Genomic DNA, 16,347 nt, shown 5'->3' on the forward strand with positions numbered 1-16,347 from the left:
CAATTTTATCTCAGATAAAATCTCGGTATTTTTCAAAAGGGTCAGTTACAAAGAAGAACAGTTTTCATCTTTTGCGTAAACTCCATTGCTTTTTGCCTCCAGTTTTCCGGTTTTTCTGTTGATTTTAATCCAGAAAGATTCTTTTACCGCCGGGCAGCCTTTGGACTGCATCAGATACATTAAGATATGATGGTCCTCAATTTTATAGGATCCGGTAAAACGGTTGCCGGTATCTACCGAATAGCCATATGTTTTTGCCAGTAAAATAGCTTCAGGAAGATTGTCTACTGTCCCTATAAAGTCTCTTAACTGCTGTTCACTTGAAAAATAAACCGGTTTTTCATTTTTGCATGCCAGAATGTATGAAAAACAATTGTTACCCATACATTTCTGGAAAAAGCCTCTTTCCGGAACCGGCTCATTGATGGTCATAAAGTCAGGAGCCTGACTCTCATAAATAACTGCTTTTTCATAATCGGAATCATTGCTGAGCACCCGCCAATAAGCGTAAGTTTTATCCGGTACAATGAACGGATAGAGTAGTTCTATATTATCCAGGATTTCCGGGATTTTTTTGAAATCAGCAGGAACAGCTTTCTGACCGAAAATCAAACCGCATGATAAAAATAAAGTCAGAAATACTACTTTCATTCTGTTGTTTTTTTACAAATTTAACAAAGCCAGGATTTATTGCAAAACGATCTTATAATATCCTTTTTCATCAGTGACATCAATATTTATACCTGTAAAAGTTAATTTATTGATTTGATATCCGTCACAACCTCCTTTAAATTCTGATGATTGTATTGAAAAATCAAAGGTTTTGATATCAGAATAAAATGTATATTTTTTTGTTCCATTATAGGCCCCTACATTTTCCAGAATAACCTTATTGTCCGATGTTTTGGTTAGCTGTACATTCATATTGTTTTCATCCTGAACCGAATAATTGGTCAGTGTCCCGTTGGCAATAAGATTTTCATTGTTGGAATTTACAAACTCAAAAAGAATAGGCAGCGGCGGATTGTAACAATCTTTTTCACAGGAGATGAACAGAAGTGTTATAAGTAAGAAAATAAATGTTTTTTTCATGGTTTATGGATGGTATAAAGAGTAAAATTAATTATTAATATTTGGTAATCAAAATTATAGTACACCAGAATTATTAAAACGGTCTCTAAATATTTTCAAAACCTGTGAAAGGTAGTAATCTGTGATATCAAAATCATCAATGTTAATTTCTATCTTTTCATTATTGTGAAAAAAGTATATGTTATCTTTTTCTAAGAATTAAAGTGAAAATTAGTGTTATTTTTTGCACTTTGGTCTCAATTTTTGTCATTTGTCAATCCAACTCATTTGAAAATCGCTTACATTTGTTATTATGATACACGACCAACGCGCAGAAAAATTCAGGCAGATCGTGGAAAATAAATTCCAGATCTATAATTCATTATTTATGAGCCTGCCTTATGATAAAATGACGAATATCGGAATGCTGCTTCCGTTTCTTTATGAAGAAAGCAGAACCGGCTATGAAGCAGGAAAAACTCCTGAAAATATCGTCGAAGAATTTTTTAAGAACCATACGGACCTTCATACTGAAGAGCAGAAACTGGAACTGCTTTTCAAAATTATTCAGTATATAGAAAGACAGGTAGTATTGTTTGACAGTATTGAAGATGCGGCTTTTCCCAACCTTCATTCTGAAAGTGACAACGGTACCGTAACCAACCTTTTTGAGCGTTCTTTGCAGGATCATAAAATTGAAAAAGTGCGGGAAAAACTGAAAGATTTCAGTGTAAAAGTTGTGTTTACAGCACACCCTACCCAGTTTTATCCAAGCTCAGTACAGAGAATTATTCAGGACTTACGAGGAGCAATTACCCATGACTCTGTTACACAGATTGATATGCTTCTTCAGCAGTTGGGAAAAACCCCTTTTGTCAATAAAGAGAAACCCACCCCGATAGATGAAGCTTTAAGTATTATTTCTTATCTGAGATATGTTTACTATGATACCATTGGTGAACTGTTTACGAAGATCAAAAAAACTTTCGGAAACGGACATTTTCACCTTCATGAAGATATTATTCAGCTCGGCTTCTGGCCTGGCGGAGACAGAGACGGAAATCCTTTTGTAACAGCAGAGGTAACAAAAAGAGTAGCGGAAGAACTTCGTTCAGCGATTCTGAAATCCTATTACAGCCATTTGAAATTTATCAGAAGGAGATTAAGTTTCAGAGGTGTTTCGGAAGTCCTAACGCAATTAAGCGAGGAGCTGTACGCTGCTATTTTTGACGGAAAGAACATTACAGCCAATGATATTTTAAAGAAGGCTGATGAGGCGGAAAAAATATTGGTCAATGAACATAATTCTTTGTTTTTAGACCTTTTGGTTAATTTCAGGGATCGTGTGATGATTTTCGGAACTCACTTTGCAACATTGGATGTCCGCCAGGACAGCAGGATTCATCAGAAGGTTATTGATGAGGTTTTTGAAAAGGTATACGGAAGTGAAGATGCTGATTATGATCAGAAATTCAATAAGCTCATTCAGATTTCACAAAAAGTAAATCCTGAAGATTTTGAAGATATTGTGAAAGATACTTTATTAACCGTTTCACAGATTACAGACATTCAGAATCTGAACGGACTGAGAGGAATGAACCGATATATTATCTCCAATTCGGATGCTGTGAAAGATGTCATGAATGTGTATGCATTCTTTAAGATATGCGGTTATAAAGATGAAGATATCAATATGGATATTGTTCCTTTATTTGAAACCATGGAAGGTCTTGCCAATGCTGAGCAGGTGATGAATGAACTCTATCAGAATCCTGTTTATAAAAAACATCTTCAAAAACGGGGAAATCAGCAGACGATTATGCTTGGATTCTCGGATGGAACCAAAGATGGAGGATATTTAAAAGCCAACTGGGAAATTTATAAGGCCAAAGAAGTATTGACAAAACTTTCTGAGCAGAATAATATTAAAGTGGTATTCTTTGACGGCAGAGGCGGACCTCCGGCAAGAGGAGGAGGAAAGACCCATGATTTCTATGCTTCTCAGGGAAAAACAATTGCCAATAATAAGATTGAACTGACCATCCAGGGCCAAACCATTACCAGTATTTTTGGAAACAAAGAACAGGCAAAGTATAACTTTGAACAGCTTCTCACCGCAGGGGTTGAAAATGATGTATTCAAAAATGCCAAAAAAGAACTTACAGAAAAGGAGAGAGCCTTAATTATAGAACTGGCGGATATCAGTTATGGGAAATATTCTGATCTGAAAGCACACCCTATGTTTGTTCCGTACCTTCAGGAGATGAGTACTCTTGAATATTATGGGAAAACGAATATCGGAAGCCGCCCTTCAAAAAGAGGAAATGGAAGTGAACTGAAATTTGAAGATCTGAGGGCTATTCCATTTGTAGGTTCATGGTCACAGCTGAAGCAGAATGTGCCTGGTTTCTTCGGCTTCGGATATGCCATGCAAAAGATGAAAGAGCAAGGTAGATTTGAAGAAGTAAGGGAACTTTACAAAGGATCGGATTTCTTTAAAACGTTAGTTTTGAATTCGATGATGAGTATGAACAAATCTTATTTTCCTTTGACTTATTATATTAAAAATAACCCTAAGTTCGGAGCGTTCTGGAATGTCCTTTTTGATGAATATGAGCTTTCAAGAGATATTATGCTGGAGCTTACAGGATTCAAAATGCTTCAGGAAGAAGATCCGCTGTCCAGAAAATCAGTGAAGATCCGTGAAAAAATCGTGCTTCCATTGCTGAGTATCCAGCAGTACGCTTTAATGAAAATTCAGAAAGGGGAAGGAAATAAAGAAGCTTATGAAAAGCTTGTAACGCGTTCACTATTCGGAAATATTAATGCCAGTAGAAACTCTGCATAAATTATTAAGAAATTTTTGTGCATATCGTACAATATTATATCAATAGGAATGGGCTTTAGCCCATTCTTTTTTTTATCAGTCAATCCTTCGGCTTCAGCCAAAACATAGGATATGCAGTTTGAGAATAATATCTTCCGCACATTCAACAAAACCTGTTGAATCTGCGGAAGACAAAATAGTTATTCCTTCAAGAATTTTTCATAGAAGACCTTATCCTTCACCTGAATTTTCAGATAATACGTTCCTTTTGCAAAATCCTCCACTTTTATGGATTTCTGCCTGTTGCTTGTTCTGATCAGCCTTCCCAGGTTATCATAGATTTCTAAAGACAGAATTTCCTGCTCTGATGCAATATTGAGGATACTTTTAACTGGATTGGGAAATATGGAAAGCTTTTCCTTTTTTACCATTTCGGAAGTATTCAGAACAAGGTTGTATAAGCTTCCGAAATTAAGGATACCGTAACCTGTCTGATCTGAATGTGAGGGGTAAAGTGATGCGGTTTGTCTTAATTTTGTTCTCATCTGTTCTCTATCCATTGTTGGAAATGCCTGAATAAGACATGCTACACCGCCTGCGGCTATGGGGGTGGCAATAGATGTACCATTCACTGTTAAAGTAGCATTGTCGTAAACGGTTGTGGTTCCTGTTCCCTGGGTACTTCCGTCTGGCTTTACTACCCCGAGAGCATTCGGCCCGAAAGAAGAAAATCCGGATGCATTTCCGGCAGCGTCTACAGAGCCTATGGAGAATACTTTTGCATTATCAGAAGGTGTCAAAAGATAATGCCATGGCTGCTGCCCTGAATTGCCTGCGGCAGCAAGAACAAAAATTCCTTTTTCAGCAGCAATACCAGCACCTCTGGCAATAAAAGAAGTATTTCCGTTCATATTGGCATAGGTATAGTTGTAACGGCTGTCGTCAAAAACATTGTATCCCAATGATGAGGTAATAATTTCGACACCTTTTCTGTCTGCTTCTTCAGCGGCTTCAATCCAATATAATTCCTCTTCAGGAATTTCTACAGTGGCATTTTCACTGCGGTAAAGGTAGAAATCTGCATCAGGTGCTGCGCCTACAAAAGTGTCTTGGAGGTACCCTCCGATTGTCCCTAAAACAACAGTGCCATGTGTGCTGAGAGTCGTATTGTAGATATCTCCGGTTTTGGTCACAAAATCGTAGGCTGCTTTGATATGGTTGCCGGTCCATAATCTTGAAAAAGCAGTTCCTGTATTCACTGTAGGAAATCCTGCGTCAATCACTGCAATGGAAATCCCCGTTCCGGTATATCCGGCCAGATGAAGCGGTCGTATATTAACCTGATCAATTTGTGCTGCACCGGAACCATAATTAAAGTTGGTGAGTGTTTTATTGATACTTGCGTCATCTTTCCATTTTCCGGGTGCTGTTTTTAATACCGGTGAATTGTTTCGGGCAAAGCTCTCAACTGATAACACATAAGATTGAGCCTGCAGCAAAATTTTCTGTGCAGGAGTGGCATTTACGGCAGCTCCGTTAAGCCATTTTGAATAATCTGTAACGGTAAATCCTAAATTTTGCAGGTTCTGAATATAAGACTGTTCAATGGGAGCATCCTGATCATTAAGTGGTATTCCCAGCATAGTCCGTCTGTTGAGTGATTTCTGGCTGAGTTCTGAGAGTGGATTTGCATAAAATGCAGCCTTATTCGGCTTATCTGTGAAGTGCACAAAAACAAGCTCTGTCTGTGCAGAAGCAGTAAGATAACCTGTTAGGAAACAAAAGAGTAAAAGTTTTTTCATAAAATTTATTTGTATAAAGATAAAAACAAAATCAATAAAATTTTTGATAGGATTTTAAATTCCTTATTTTTACAGAAATATTTATTTATATGAAAAAAATTCAGATGGTCGACTTGCAGAGTCAGTATTACAAAATAAAGAATGATGTAGACAATGCAGTTTTGAATGTAATGGATTCTGCGGCATTTATCAACGGTCCTGAAGTAAAGTCTTTCCAGAATGAATTGGAGTCTTATTTAGATGTAAAACACGTGATTCCATGTGCCAATGGTACAGATGCACTACAGATTGCCCTGATGGCTTTGGATCTGAAAGAAGGAGACGAAATTATTACAGCTGATTTTACTTTTGCTGCAACAGTGGAAGTTATTCACCTGCTTAAGTTAAAATCTGTACTGGTAGATGTAGATTATGATACATTTACAATTTCTACGGATCAGATTAAAAAAGCAATTACCCCAAGAACAAAAGCAATTATCCCGGTACATATTTTCGGACAGTGTGCCAATATGGAGGAAATTTTAAAAATTGCTGAGGAGCACAATTTATATGTCATTGAAGACAATGCCCAGGCAATCGGTTCAGAATATACATTCTCTGACGGAACGGTAAAACAGGCCGGAACGATGTCTACTGTTGGAACAACTTCTTTTTTCCCTTCCAAAAACCTTGGATGCTACGGGGATGGAGGAGCTATTTTTACCAATAATGATGAGCTGGCTCACCGTTTAAGAGGAATTGTAAACCACGGTATGTACGAAAGATATTACCATGATGAGGTAGGTGTAAACTCTCGTCTGGACAGCATTCAGGCTGCGGTTTTAAGAAAGAAACTTCCTCACCTTGATTCCTACAACGAAGCAAGAAGAAGAGCTGCAGACTTTTATGATGAAGCATTTTCAGGACATCCGAATATCCTTACTCCTAAAAGAGCCGAAAATTCTACCCATGTATTCCACCAGTATACCTTAAGAATCCTGAACGGAAAACGTAACGAACTTCAGAAATTTTTGGCAGAAAAAGAAATTCCAGCAATGATCTATTATCCGGTGGCACTGAGAAAGCAAAAAGCATACTTCCAGGAAAGCAATCCGGCAGACTTTGTAAATACCGATAAACTTTTGGATCAGGTAATTTCTTTACCCATGCATACGGAATTAGACGAAGAGCAGCTGAAGTATATTACGGATGCTGTGCTTGAGTTTATGGGATAATGAAAAGAAAGATATTTAAATATAAGCTGGTATACTACTTAGCGGTAATCACCAGCTTACTACTTTTTATAATATCAGCATTTTGGATTCTTGAAATATTTAATGACTTTAGCCTGTTTAAAACATTACTTATTATTATTTCGTTAGTTATTAATTCATTTGCATTTGTCAATCTGATTGAAAAATATGATAAAGCTATTTTGTTTCTGAATCTCAGTTTATTATTATCCATAATTGTTTTAGGTTATCCTTTATTGTTTGGATTTTTAAACGGATATTATGTTTTGGAACATTTTACTTTTAGATTTTTACTCATATTCATATTGTGTTTATTGATTGTAAATGTTTTTAAGGTGAAAAAAATTGACGGAGTATATGAAATAGAACAAATAGGAAAAAGCGAAGATTAAAAAATAAAAATGGCAATACTTGTTACCGGAGGACTTGGATATATTGGTTCTCACACTGTGGTAGAACTTATCAATAATGGCTTTGAAGTGGTTATTGTTGATGATTTATCCAATACGGAGAGGTTTATTTTAAATAATATTGAGGAAATTACAGGAGTAAAGCCTGCTTTTTATCCTTTTGATCTGAGAAGAAAAGAACTTCTTAATCAGGTTTTTGATGCTCATCAGATTGACGGATGTATCAATTTTGCAGCTTCTAAAGCCGTAGGAGAGAGCCAGGTAATACCTGTGGATTATTATGAAAATAATTTATTTTCTTTGATTAATATTCTTCAGGAATTTAAAGAAAGAAAGATTTCAAACTTTATTTTCAGCTCATCATGTACCGTGTACGGGCAGGCAGATGTAATGCCAATTGATGAGAATACTCCTTTAAAAATGCCTGAAAGTGTATATGGGAAAACAAAACAAATGGGAGAGGAGATCCTGATTGATTTTGCAAAAGCCTATAAAAGTAAAATATCGTTATTGAGATATTTCAATCCAATTGGGGCGCATCCCTCTGCGAAAATTGGCGAATTGCCAATCGGAATTCCCAATAATCTGGTACCTTATGTAATGCAGACCGCTTCAGGAGTGCGTGAGAAATTAAATGTATGGGGAGATGATTATCCTACAGAAGACGGAACAGCTGTGCGTGATTATATCTATGTTGTAGACCTGGCAAAAGCGCATGTTGCAGCATTGAAAAAACTGATAGAAGATTCTTCAGCAGAAACAGTGATTGATATTTATAACCTTGGAACAGGAAAAGGATCATCCGTACTGGAAGTGGTTAAAGCATTTGAAAAGGCCAATAATGTAGAAGTTCCTTATCAGATCTGTGCCAGAAGAGAGGGGGATATTACTATAGCCTACGCCAACCCTGAAAAAGCAGAGAAAGAACTTAACTGGAAGTCTGAAACGTCCCTGGAAGAGTCTTTGAGAACGGTTTGGGAATGGCAGAAATATTTAAGCAGCAGAAATTCATAGAGATCAAATATTGAAAAATATTTGATTATTTGATTATCACATGAAATAATAATTTAAAAGATCATAAAACAAATTACAAAACATCTTCCCTGAAAATTCCCTAAGAATATTTATTTCAGTGAAGTTTTAATTTAGAAATTAATATGAAGACACAGAGAATAGGTATTACATTTTCGTCATTTGACTTATTGCATGCAGGGCACATTAAAATGCTTGAAGAAGCTAAAACCGTATGTGACTATTTAATTGTTGGGCTTCAGATCGATCCATCTCACGATCGTCCCAACAAAAATAAGCCAAGCCAGACTATCGTTGAAAGATATATTCAGCTGAAAGCAGTGAATGCTGTGGATGAGATCATTCCTTATTATACAGAAGAAGATCTGTTGGATATTTTAAAATCTTTTGTGATTGATGTAAGAATCATAGGAGATGATTATATGGACAAAGACTTTACCGGCAAACAATACTGTGAAGAAAAGGGTATTGAGATCTTTTACAACAAAAGAGATCACAGATTTTCTACCAGTGATCTTAGAAGAAGAATCTATGAAGCGGAAAAAGAAAAAGATACAAAAAAAGAACCTGTAAAGTAATTTTCTAACAAATAATTTAAAAATTACACGCGATAAAAAACAGTTGTAGAGAAAACTCTTTACAACTGTTTTTTATTTTACAGGCCGGTTCATAGCGGATATGTTCTCTAAAATTTTTCTATTTAAAATCTTTTTCAACAAAGTTGATGAAGTCAAAAAACATTTCTTTCCAATGGTTTATTTTGGTTCCGTCTTCTTTTATTTCTTCAAAATTATGATTGCAGTTCAGATAGACCTTACTTTTCAGATTTGTTTTTCTATGACGGATAAATTCTGCAGTAATTAAATCGCTGGTTTCTACAGGAACCTTATCATCATGGCTTCCAATAGTGATGAAGATAGGAATTTTCAATTTCAGAAGATTTTCTACAGGAGGTTCATTTATAGCAACATTCCATTTGTAGGTATCGCCATTAAAATAATCTTTTACCGAGTCAGGGTTCTGATACATCTGATTATATCCCCTCATCAATTCATCAATTTTATCCTGGGCCTGGCTGGCACTTAATTTTCCTTCCTGCATTTGTCTTCTGGTAAAAAGTATGTCATTAAATATCTGAGGTGTCGCATTCCCTGCTGAAAAACAAATATGAGTAATATTTTTATTGAGAGTTGCCAGTTTTGCTACCACATCACTACCTTCAGAATGGCCGAGCACAGCGATTATTTTAGCATTGGGATAAATTTTTTTCTTTATGAAATTAACAACCTTATTGGCAACTTCAGCTCTGTCTGACACATTGTTCCTGCGAATAAATGTAGAGGAGGGTGTATAGTTATTTAATGTTTTTGAGTAATAAGGCAGTCCGACTTTCTGTATATAAACGAATGCATAATCTTTTGGAAACTCTGCCATTAATTTTTTGGGATAGTTATTATAACAGCAGGGTTCTGCATCATCACCATTTACCATAGGTAAATCACCACTTCCCTGCAGATAGATAAATACTTTCTCCTTTGGTAAATTATCTGCAGTATGGATGTAAAAACGTACCGTATCCCCTTTATCAGGAATAATGTATTCTTTCAATTTTTGTTTGTCAGGCGTCTGTGCTAAGGTAAAGATCGGAAAGGATAGCAGTAGTATTGGCAGAATTCTTTGAAATAGGTTCATAGGTTATTGTAGTTTAAAAAATATTTTTATATTTTATGAGGTAAATATAAAAGTTTTTAACCTTATTATCAGTTATTTATATTCTTGTTTCGTAATTTTTGCCATTGAAATGCAAATGGACATTAATAAAAAAATCCCGAAAATATTTTCGGGATTTTTTAGCTGTATTACATTCTGTTACATTGGACCGCCCTGTTGGTCGTCGCCCGTTGCATTGGAATTGATATCCTTTTTCTTTTTAGGCTGGTCAATTTTTTCTCCCTGCTTAAATCTATAAGTAAATGACAGGGCAAACTGTCTTGGCTGCCATTGCATATAACTATCTCTGGTGTAGTTAGGACCATATGCTGTAGACCTCATAGATCTTGTATTGAAAATATCCTGAATATTAAAACTGATGGTTCCGTTTCCGTTCCAGATTGTTTTTGAGGCTCCAAAATTAAGTGCATACATATCTCTTCTGTCTATACTTGCCGTTTTTTGACCTCCTCTGTAGAATCCTTGAAGCTGGAAGTTCAGAGTTTTATCGATTTTGAACGTAGAAGTAAGCCTTGCTCTTGTGGAAAATCCACTTCCTTCAAAAGGTGCCGGTTTTTCCATGATTTCAGGATCAAAATAAACTCCAGTTGTTTTATATCCGAATAAGTCTACATTTCCTAAGAATTTAAGCCATTTTGTAGCATCCCAGTTGAAGTTAAGATCCAATCCGTAACGATCATCAGTTCCCAAGTTAATTGGCTTGGTATGGAAAGCAACCAAAGTCTGTGGATTTCCATTGGCATCAGTATAGGCAACATTTTCATCATATACCAACATTTTTACATCATCAGTGGTATGCCTGTAATAAATTGTAGGATTGATGGTAAAATTCTTTTTAGAAATACTGTACCCAATCTCATAAGAATCTACATAAGAGGGATTCAGATCAATGTTTCCGTCAAAAAGATTCTGATTATCATTATAATTTGGATTCGGGATTAAAAAGAAAGAACGAGGCCGGTCTATCCTTCTTGAATAGTTCACTAAAAACTGATTGTCCTTTGCAATTTCATAACTTAAAAATACACTTGGGAAAAGGTTGTTGTAAGTTTTAGATTTATTTACAGCAGTACCCTCACGGTTTAGATAATCAACATCTACTTTTGATAATTCGTCTCTAAGCCCGATCTGATAGCCTAACTTTCCTATTTTACTTTTAAACTGAAGATAAAATGCATTAAACATTTCTTTGTAATTTGCATTGTAGGTGTATTTATCAAGATACACCAATGCAGGGTTTAATGCTGGTCTTTGTCTCACATCATTGCTATAATCATTGTCGTTATGATCCAGTCTGTAACCAGCTTCGATTTTGGAGTTTTCCCCGATAGGAAGCTCGTAGTCGGCTTTAGCAATAATAGATTTATTAAGTGTACTCTGATTGACAAGGTCCTGAAGCTGGAAAATACCGTTTGTCGTATCATTGATGTCATTATCATTGTTGGAACGGTTTCTCTGTAAGCTTAGTGAAACAGATAAATTCTGGCCATTATCATCAAATTTATGATCTAAACCAAAATCTCCCTGAAATGCAAGATTATTTCCTGTTCCAATACTGGCTCTCTGTCTGAAAATATTTCCTCCGCTGAAAGGATAGTCAAAATAGTTAATATTTCCTGTGTTGTCGCTGTCAAAGGTTCTTACGGTACCGGATGCATTTACAGATGTTTTATCAGAAATATCATAAGTCAGACCTCCGGTAGCATTGTAGTTGTCATTTTTATTTTTGCTGATGGACTCATTATGGGTTTCTTTGTTGATCCCGCTGTTGAACCAGGCGTCATTTCTGTTTGTATTTTTAGACTCTCTGTAGCCGCCACCGCCGTTTAGGAACCATGTGAATTTACCCTTTCTCCAGCTTAAGTTGGTATTTAGAGAAGTTTGTGGAAGGTATCCTAACGTTCCTGTAACACTTCCGTTAAAACCTGTTTTTTTATTCTTTTTTAAAATAATATTTAAAATACCGGCAGTTCCGCTGGCTTCAAACTTAGAAGAAGGATTCGTAATAACCTCGATCCTATCGATCTGATCAGCAGGAATACTTTGCAGTGCATTTGCACCATCGTCAATCCCAAGCAGGGCAGAAGGCTTCCCATTGATCAGGAACTTTACATTGGAACTTCCTCTCATGGATACTGTTCCGTCTGTATCTACAGAAACTGAAGGAACATTGGTTAAAACATCCTGAAGGGTTCCTCCTTTACTTACAATATCCTGTGAAGGATCATATGTCTTTTTATCAAGCTCTACTTTATAGGGTTTGGTAGCGGATGCGGTAATAACAACTCCCTGTATTTCCTTCGTCTTACCATCAACAGTAGAGGTAGGTTCAGCTTCAATAGATAATGCCCCGATATTTCCTGTTGCTGCTATATTTTTGTTGACAACACTTTTTTTGTAATCAATAGCTTCTACTGTGATTTCATAGTCACCAGGCATAAGCTGAAGCTTATACTGTCCCTTTTCATCAGTCAGAGCAGCATCACTTAGCGTTTTGTTGGCTTTATTGGTGAAAGTTACAGAGGCATAGGGAACCGGTTGGTTTTTTTTGTTGACAATAGTTCCTGAAATTCCTGCTTTCTCCTGTGCAAAAGCCATTGCAGCTGCTGAAAGTACCAACGTAAGTCCTAGCGTTTTTCGGGTGAAAATATTGACAATTTCTGTCTTATTCTTCATAGGTTATTTTTTTGTATAAGATCGTGAAAGAATAACCCTTAATATTTTGAATATCCATATCAATTTGATCATCAAAATATTATGGTTGCGTTTATTGTTTTTCTAACTGTATAAATTTTAGGTGCTTTCTAAGCTTATTTTATATTTTTTGAGTTGAGCCAGTCCTGATAAGCCTTTGCATTTACAGCATGCTCTTCAGCGCTTGCTGTAAACTTATGGTATCCAAACCTTGCCGGATCAGCACACATAAAAATATAATTGTTGTTTTCAGCATTTAAAACAGCATCTATTGAATTCTTATCCACTACACAGATAGGTCCCGGAGGAATACCTGCATTAGCATACGTGTTATAAGGTGATGGTGTTGACAAATGCTTATATAATACCCTTTTTATGGGTTCTTTAAAATTCGTCTGTTTATTGATTGCATAGATCACCGTAGGATCAGACTGAAGCTTCATTCCCTTTCTGTAACGGTTTAAATATAATCCGGCAATCGTTTTCATTTCATCTTTTTTTCCTCCGGATTCTTTATAGACAATAGAAGCCAGGGCATAAATCTGATCTCTTGTAAGACCGGATTGCTGTTCTTTATTTTTTCTCTCACTTGTCCAGAAGTCATTATACTGATCTTCAAACTTGGCAAAAAATTCTCTCGGACTTACAGTCCAGAAAAAATTATAAGTGTCAATGAAAAAATATTTTTTTAAGTCTTCAACATTTTTATAACCTTTCTCCTGTGCAACGGCGTCGAGATCATTTACAAAATGCAGTGAGTCAATTTCCGTTTTTTTAGTAACCTTACCGATCATTTGGTACATGTCTCCAAAATCACCAATTCTGTAAGAGTTGGCCGTCTGGTTACCTGCTTTAATCATATTGACAAGGTTCTTGTTTCCAGTTCCGCTTAGGATATGGTAACGCCCAGCTTTAAAGTTGGTATCAAGACCTTTTTCCTTAGCTACAGCTTCAAAAGATTCCCTGTCTTTGATATAAGGAGCAATAGAATCTAGGATCTGCTTAAAACCTGCTCTGTGAGGAATCAGTACATAGCCTTCTTTTTCTACGTTGTTTCCTAAATATTTATTATAAAATCTCAAACCAAAAAATCCTGCTACTACAAAAACAAGCAGAATGATAATGAGAATAGCTTTTTTCATTCTTATCAATATTGATTAAAAGTTTTTGTTTTTAAAGAAGATCAGTTTTACCTCTAAAAACTTGCTTTGCAGGACCTTCCAGCCATATATTCTGGAATGCATCACCGCTTTTTTCAGCATATACTTTAAGGTTTCCGCCTAAAGTTTTAACTTTTACAGAGGTTAGATTATGTTTTTGCAGAAAAGTTAAAGCAGAAGCTGTAACTCCTGTACCACAACTGTAAGTTTCGTCCTCAACGCCTCGTTCATAGGTTCTTACGAAAATTTCATTATCAGAAATTTTTTCCACAAAGTTCACATTGATTCCTTTTTCTTTATAAGTTTCAGAATTTCTGATACCATATCCTTCGTCATAAACGTTATAATCTTTCAGATTTTCTACATATTTTACATAATGAGGAGAACCGGTATTCAGAACAAAGTCGTTTCCGTCATGTGAGACTGTGTCTACATTGATCATTTTTAGTTTAATGATTCCGTTGTGAATTTCAGCTTCATGTTCACCATCTGTAGCGATGAATCTGCACTTATCTTCAAAAATGTCCAGAAAAAATGCAAAAGCTACAAGGCATCTTCCTCCGTTTCCGCACATGGTACTTTCTCCTCCGTCAGAATTGTAGTACACCATTTTGAAATCATAATTGGGATCATTTTCCAATAGAATAAGTCCGTCAGCACCTATTCCGAAACGTCTGTCGCATAGTTTTTCAATAATATCCTTATCTTTAGTAAATTGCAGATCTCGGTTATCTACCATTACAAAATCATTCCCTGTTCCCTGATATTTATAAAATTCCATATTATCTTGTCTAAAATAAAGTAGCAAAATTAATATATTTAAAATGAAAAACGAACAGTGTTAGCTGTTCGTTTCCTTATTTATAATCGTTTTATCTAAAGCCGCCTCCGCTGCTCTGCTGTCTGTTTGAGCTGCTGCTTTGGCTGCCTGAGCTGTTTCTGAATCCGCCTCCTGAAGATTCTGATCTGCTGCTGCTCTCAGAATTTCTGAATCCACCACTGTTTTGGTTTCTGAATCCGCTGTTATTCTGGCTTCCCTGATTGTTCTGGTATCCGCTGCTTTGATTTCTGAATCCGCCACTGTTCTGGTTTCTGAATCCACTGTTGTTTTGGTTATTCTGATTTCCCTGGTTGTTCTGATAGCCATTGTTCTGGTTTCTGAATCCGCCATTATTATTTCTGTTGCCATTATTATTGAAACCGCCGCCATTATTATAAGATCCGTTACTATTGGTAGTACGGGTATTCTGGAATCCGTTCTCAGGTCTTTGTGAAGTTACCGTAGATCTTCTTTCCACATATACTTTTCTTCTGGAGTTATTATAATTGTAGTAATAATAAGGAACTCCATTATCATAGTAGTAATTAACGTTGTTTCTGTAATAATAGCCGTCATTGCCCCAATATCCACCGCTTCCATAATATCCGGAAGGTGCATAGTAGTAACCGTTGTTATAATAGGGATCTCCGTAATAACCTCCGTTATTGCTGCCGTATCCGTCGGTATATGCTAAACAAGATGTTAAACTGGCAATAGCAAAAATACTGACTGCTATTTTAAATAAATTTTTCATGACTTTATTGTACTTTTTTCTTTAAAACTTTTTTTCCAATTGACGTATCCTAAGATAGCCATTATAGTAAATACCAAATATTGAACCGAAGTGATTCCAAGTCCCTTAAAAATCATCATAGGCATGCAAATAAAATCTCCGATGATCCAGAAAATCCAGTTCTCAATGCGCTGTTTGGCCATCAACCACATTCCTACTAAAAATATTGAAGTGGTAAAAACATCCATCCAGTTTGCCCAGTCCAGATGATATAATCCTAAACTGGTTCCTTCCATGGAGAATTTATTATCAATATAAGGTTTGTAATAATAAATAAGAGTAACGAGAGCAAGACTCAGAATAAAAAGTACAGTGGCATAAATCCATTCTTTTCGTGTAGCCCATGTGACATCAACATGAATATGATCTTTAGAATTTCTGGCCCATAATATCCATCCGTAGACACTCATTACGGTATAATATACATTGATCAGACAATCACCCAGTAACCCGAAGTTGAAGAGTATATAAACATAGATGAGTGTAGAAATAATGCCGGTAGGGTATACCCATATATTTTTTTTGATTGAAAAATATACACTCAGCATTCCGAAAACGGCTCCCGAAGCTTCCAGTATAATCTGCAAAGCATTATAGCTCTCATAAGGCTTTATGAAAAGATCATATAAATTCATGTGATCAAAAATAAAGAAAATTTAACACTTTCAGAAATACTATAACGAAGGTGCTGATCAGATTTTTAGAGCCTTTAATGTAAAATAAATGATGAAATTTTAACGATTAACGTGAGAGTTTATAAATTTTTTATATTTTC

13 protein-coding genes are annotated in these 16,347 nt (G+C 35.9%); 4 read left to right on the top strand and 9 right to left on the bottom strand.

Annotated features, from left to right (window positions below; genetic code table 11):
* Positions 1-45: 45 nt before the first annotated feature.
* Positions 46-651, bottom strand: coding sequence for a hypothetical protein (locus tag CRS_RS00065; protein WP_142722061.1), 606 nt, complete (start codon positions 649-651; stop codon positions 46-48).
* Positions 652-687: 36 nt separating this feature from the next.
* Entirely contained in the window at positions 688-1,092 is a 405-nt protein-coding gene (locus CRS_RS00070; RefSeq protein WP_142722062.1) for a hypothetical protein, read from the bottom strand.
* A gap of 292 nt (positions 1,093-1,384) precedes the next feature.
* Between CRS_RS00070 and CRS_RS00075 the strand changes: the two genes are divergently transcribed.
* On the top strand, positions 1,385-3,919 hold the full coding sequence (locus CRS_RS00075) for a phosphoenolpyruvate carboxylase (RefSeq protein ID WP_142722063.1): 2,535 nt from the start codon (positions 1,385-1,387) through the stop codon (positions 3,917-3,919).
* A gap of 179 nt (positions 3,920-4,098) precedes the next feature.
* Here CRS_RS00075 and CRS_RS00080 read toward each other — a convergent pair whose 3' ends face one another.
* Positions 4,099-5,700, bottom strand: a complete 1,602-nt coding sequence (locus CRS_RS00080; protein ID WP_142722064.1) for a S8/S53 family peptidase — start codon at positions 5,698-5,700, stop codon at positions 4,099-4,101.
* A gap of 89 nt (positions 5,701-5,789) precedes the next feature.
* On the opposite strand from CRS_RS00080, the gene CRS_RS00085 reads away from it, so the two are divergent.
* The 3 genes from CRS_RS00085 (at position 5,790) to CRS_RS00100 (ending at position 8,952) form a co-directional block, all read left to right on the top strand.
* Entirely contained in the window at positions 5,790-6,914 is a 1,125-nt protein-coding gene (locus CRS_RS00085; RefSeq protein WP_142722065.1) for a DegT/DnrJ/EryC1/StrS aminotransferase family protein, read from the top strand.
* A gap of 419 nt (positions 6,915-7,333) precedes the next feature.
* A complete protein-coding gene (gene galE / locus CRS_RS00095) occupies positions 7,334-8,356 on the top strand; it encodes a UDP-glucose 4-epimerase GalE (protein WP_142722067.1) in 1,023 nt (340 codons plus the stop codon).
* Positions 8,357-8,499: 143 nt separating this feature from the next.
* Positions 8,500-8,952, top strand: a complete 453-nt coding sequence (locus CRS_RS00100) for an adenylyltransferase/cytidyltransferase family protein (RefSeq protein ID WP_142722068.1) — start codon at positions 8,500-8,502, stop codon at positions 8,950-8,952.
* 118 nt (positions 8,953-9,070) lie between these two features.
* On the opposite strand, the gene CRS_RS00105 is transcribed toward CRS_RS00100, so the two are convergent.
* From CRS_RS00105 to pnuC, 6 genes are all read right to left on the bottom strand, one after another.
* Positions 9,071-10,066, bottom strand: a complete 996-nt coding sequence (locus tag CRS_RS00105; protein WP_142722069.1) for a prolyl oligopeptidase family serine peptidase — start codon at positions 10,064-10,066, stop codon at positions 9,071-9,073.
* Positions 10,067-10,243: 177 nt separating this feature from the next.
* Positions 10,244-12,781: a TonB-dependent receptor domain-containing protein gene (locus CRS_RS00110; RefSeq protein ID WP_142722070.1), complete on the bottom strand. Its 2,538-nt coding sequence runs from the start codon at positions 12,779-12,781 to the stop codon at positions 10,244-10,246.
* Positions 12,782-12,915: 134 nt separating this feature from the next.
* Positions 12,916-13,941, bottom strand: coding sequence for an endolytic transglycosylase MltG (gene mltG, locus CRS_RS00115; protein ID WP_142722071.1), 1,026 nt, complete (start codon positions 13,939-13,941; stop codon positions 12,916-12,918).
* A gap of 31 nt (positions 13,942-13,972) precedes the next feature.
* A complete protein-coding gene (gene dapF, locus CRS_RS00120; RefSeq protein WP_142722072.1) occupies positions 13,973-14,740 on the bottom strand; it encodes a diaminopimelate epimerase in 768 nt (255 codons plus the stop codon).
* Positions 14,741-14,831: 91 nt separating this feature from the next.
* Positions 14,832-15,533: a hypothetical protein gene (locus CRS_RS00125; protein ID WP_142722073.1), complete on the bottom strand. Its 702-nt coding sequence runs from the start codon at positions 15,531-15,533 to the stop codon at positions 14,832-14,834.
* Complete coding sequence (gene pnuC / locus CRS_RS00130; protein WP_142722074.1) at positions 15,530-16,207, bottom strand: nicotinamide riboside transporter PnuC; 678 nt, start codon at positions 16,205-16,207, stop codon at positions 15,530-15,532. Before pnuC ends, CRS_RS00125 begins: the two co-directional genes overlap by 4 nt.
* Between the last annotated feature and the right edge of the window lie 140 nt (positions 16,208-16,347).

Source organism: Chryseobacterium sp. ON_d1, from assembly GCF_006829085.1.
In the GTDB taxonomy this organism is placed as follows: domain Bacteria; phylum Bacteroidota; class Bacteroidia; order Flavobacteriales; family Weeksellaceae; genus Chryseobacterium.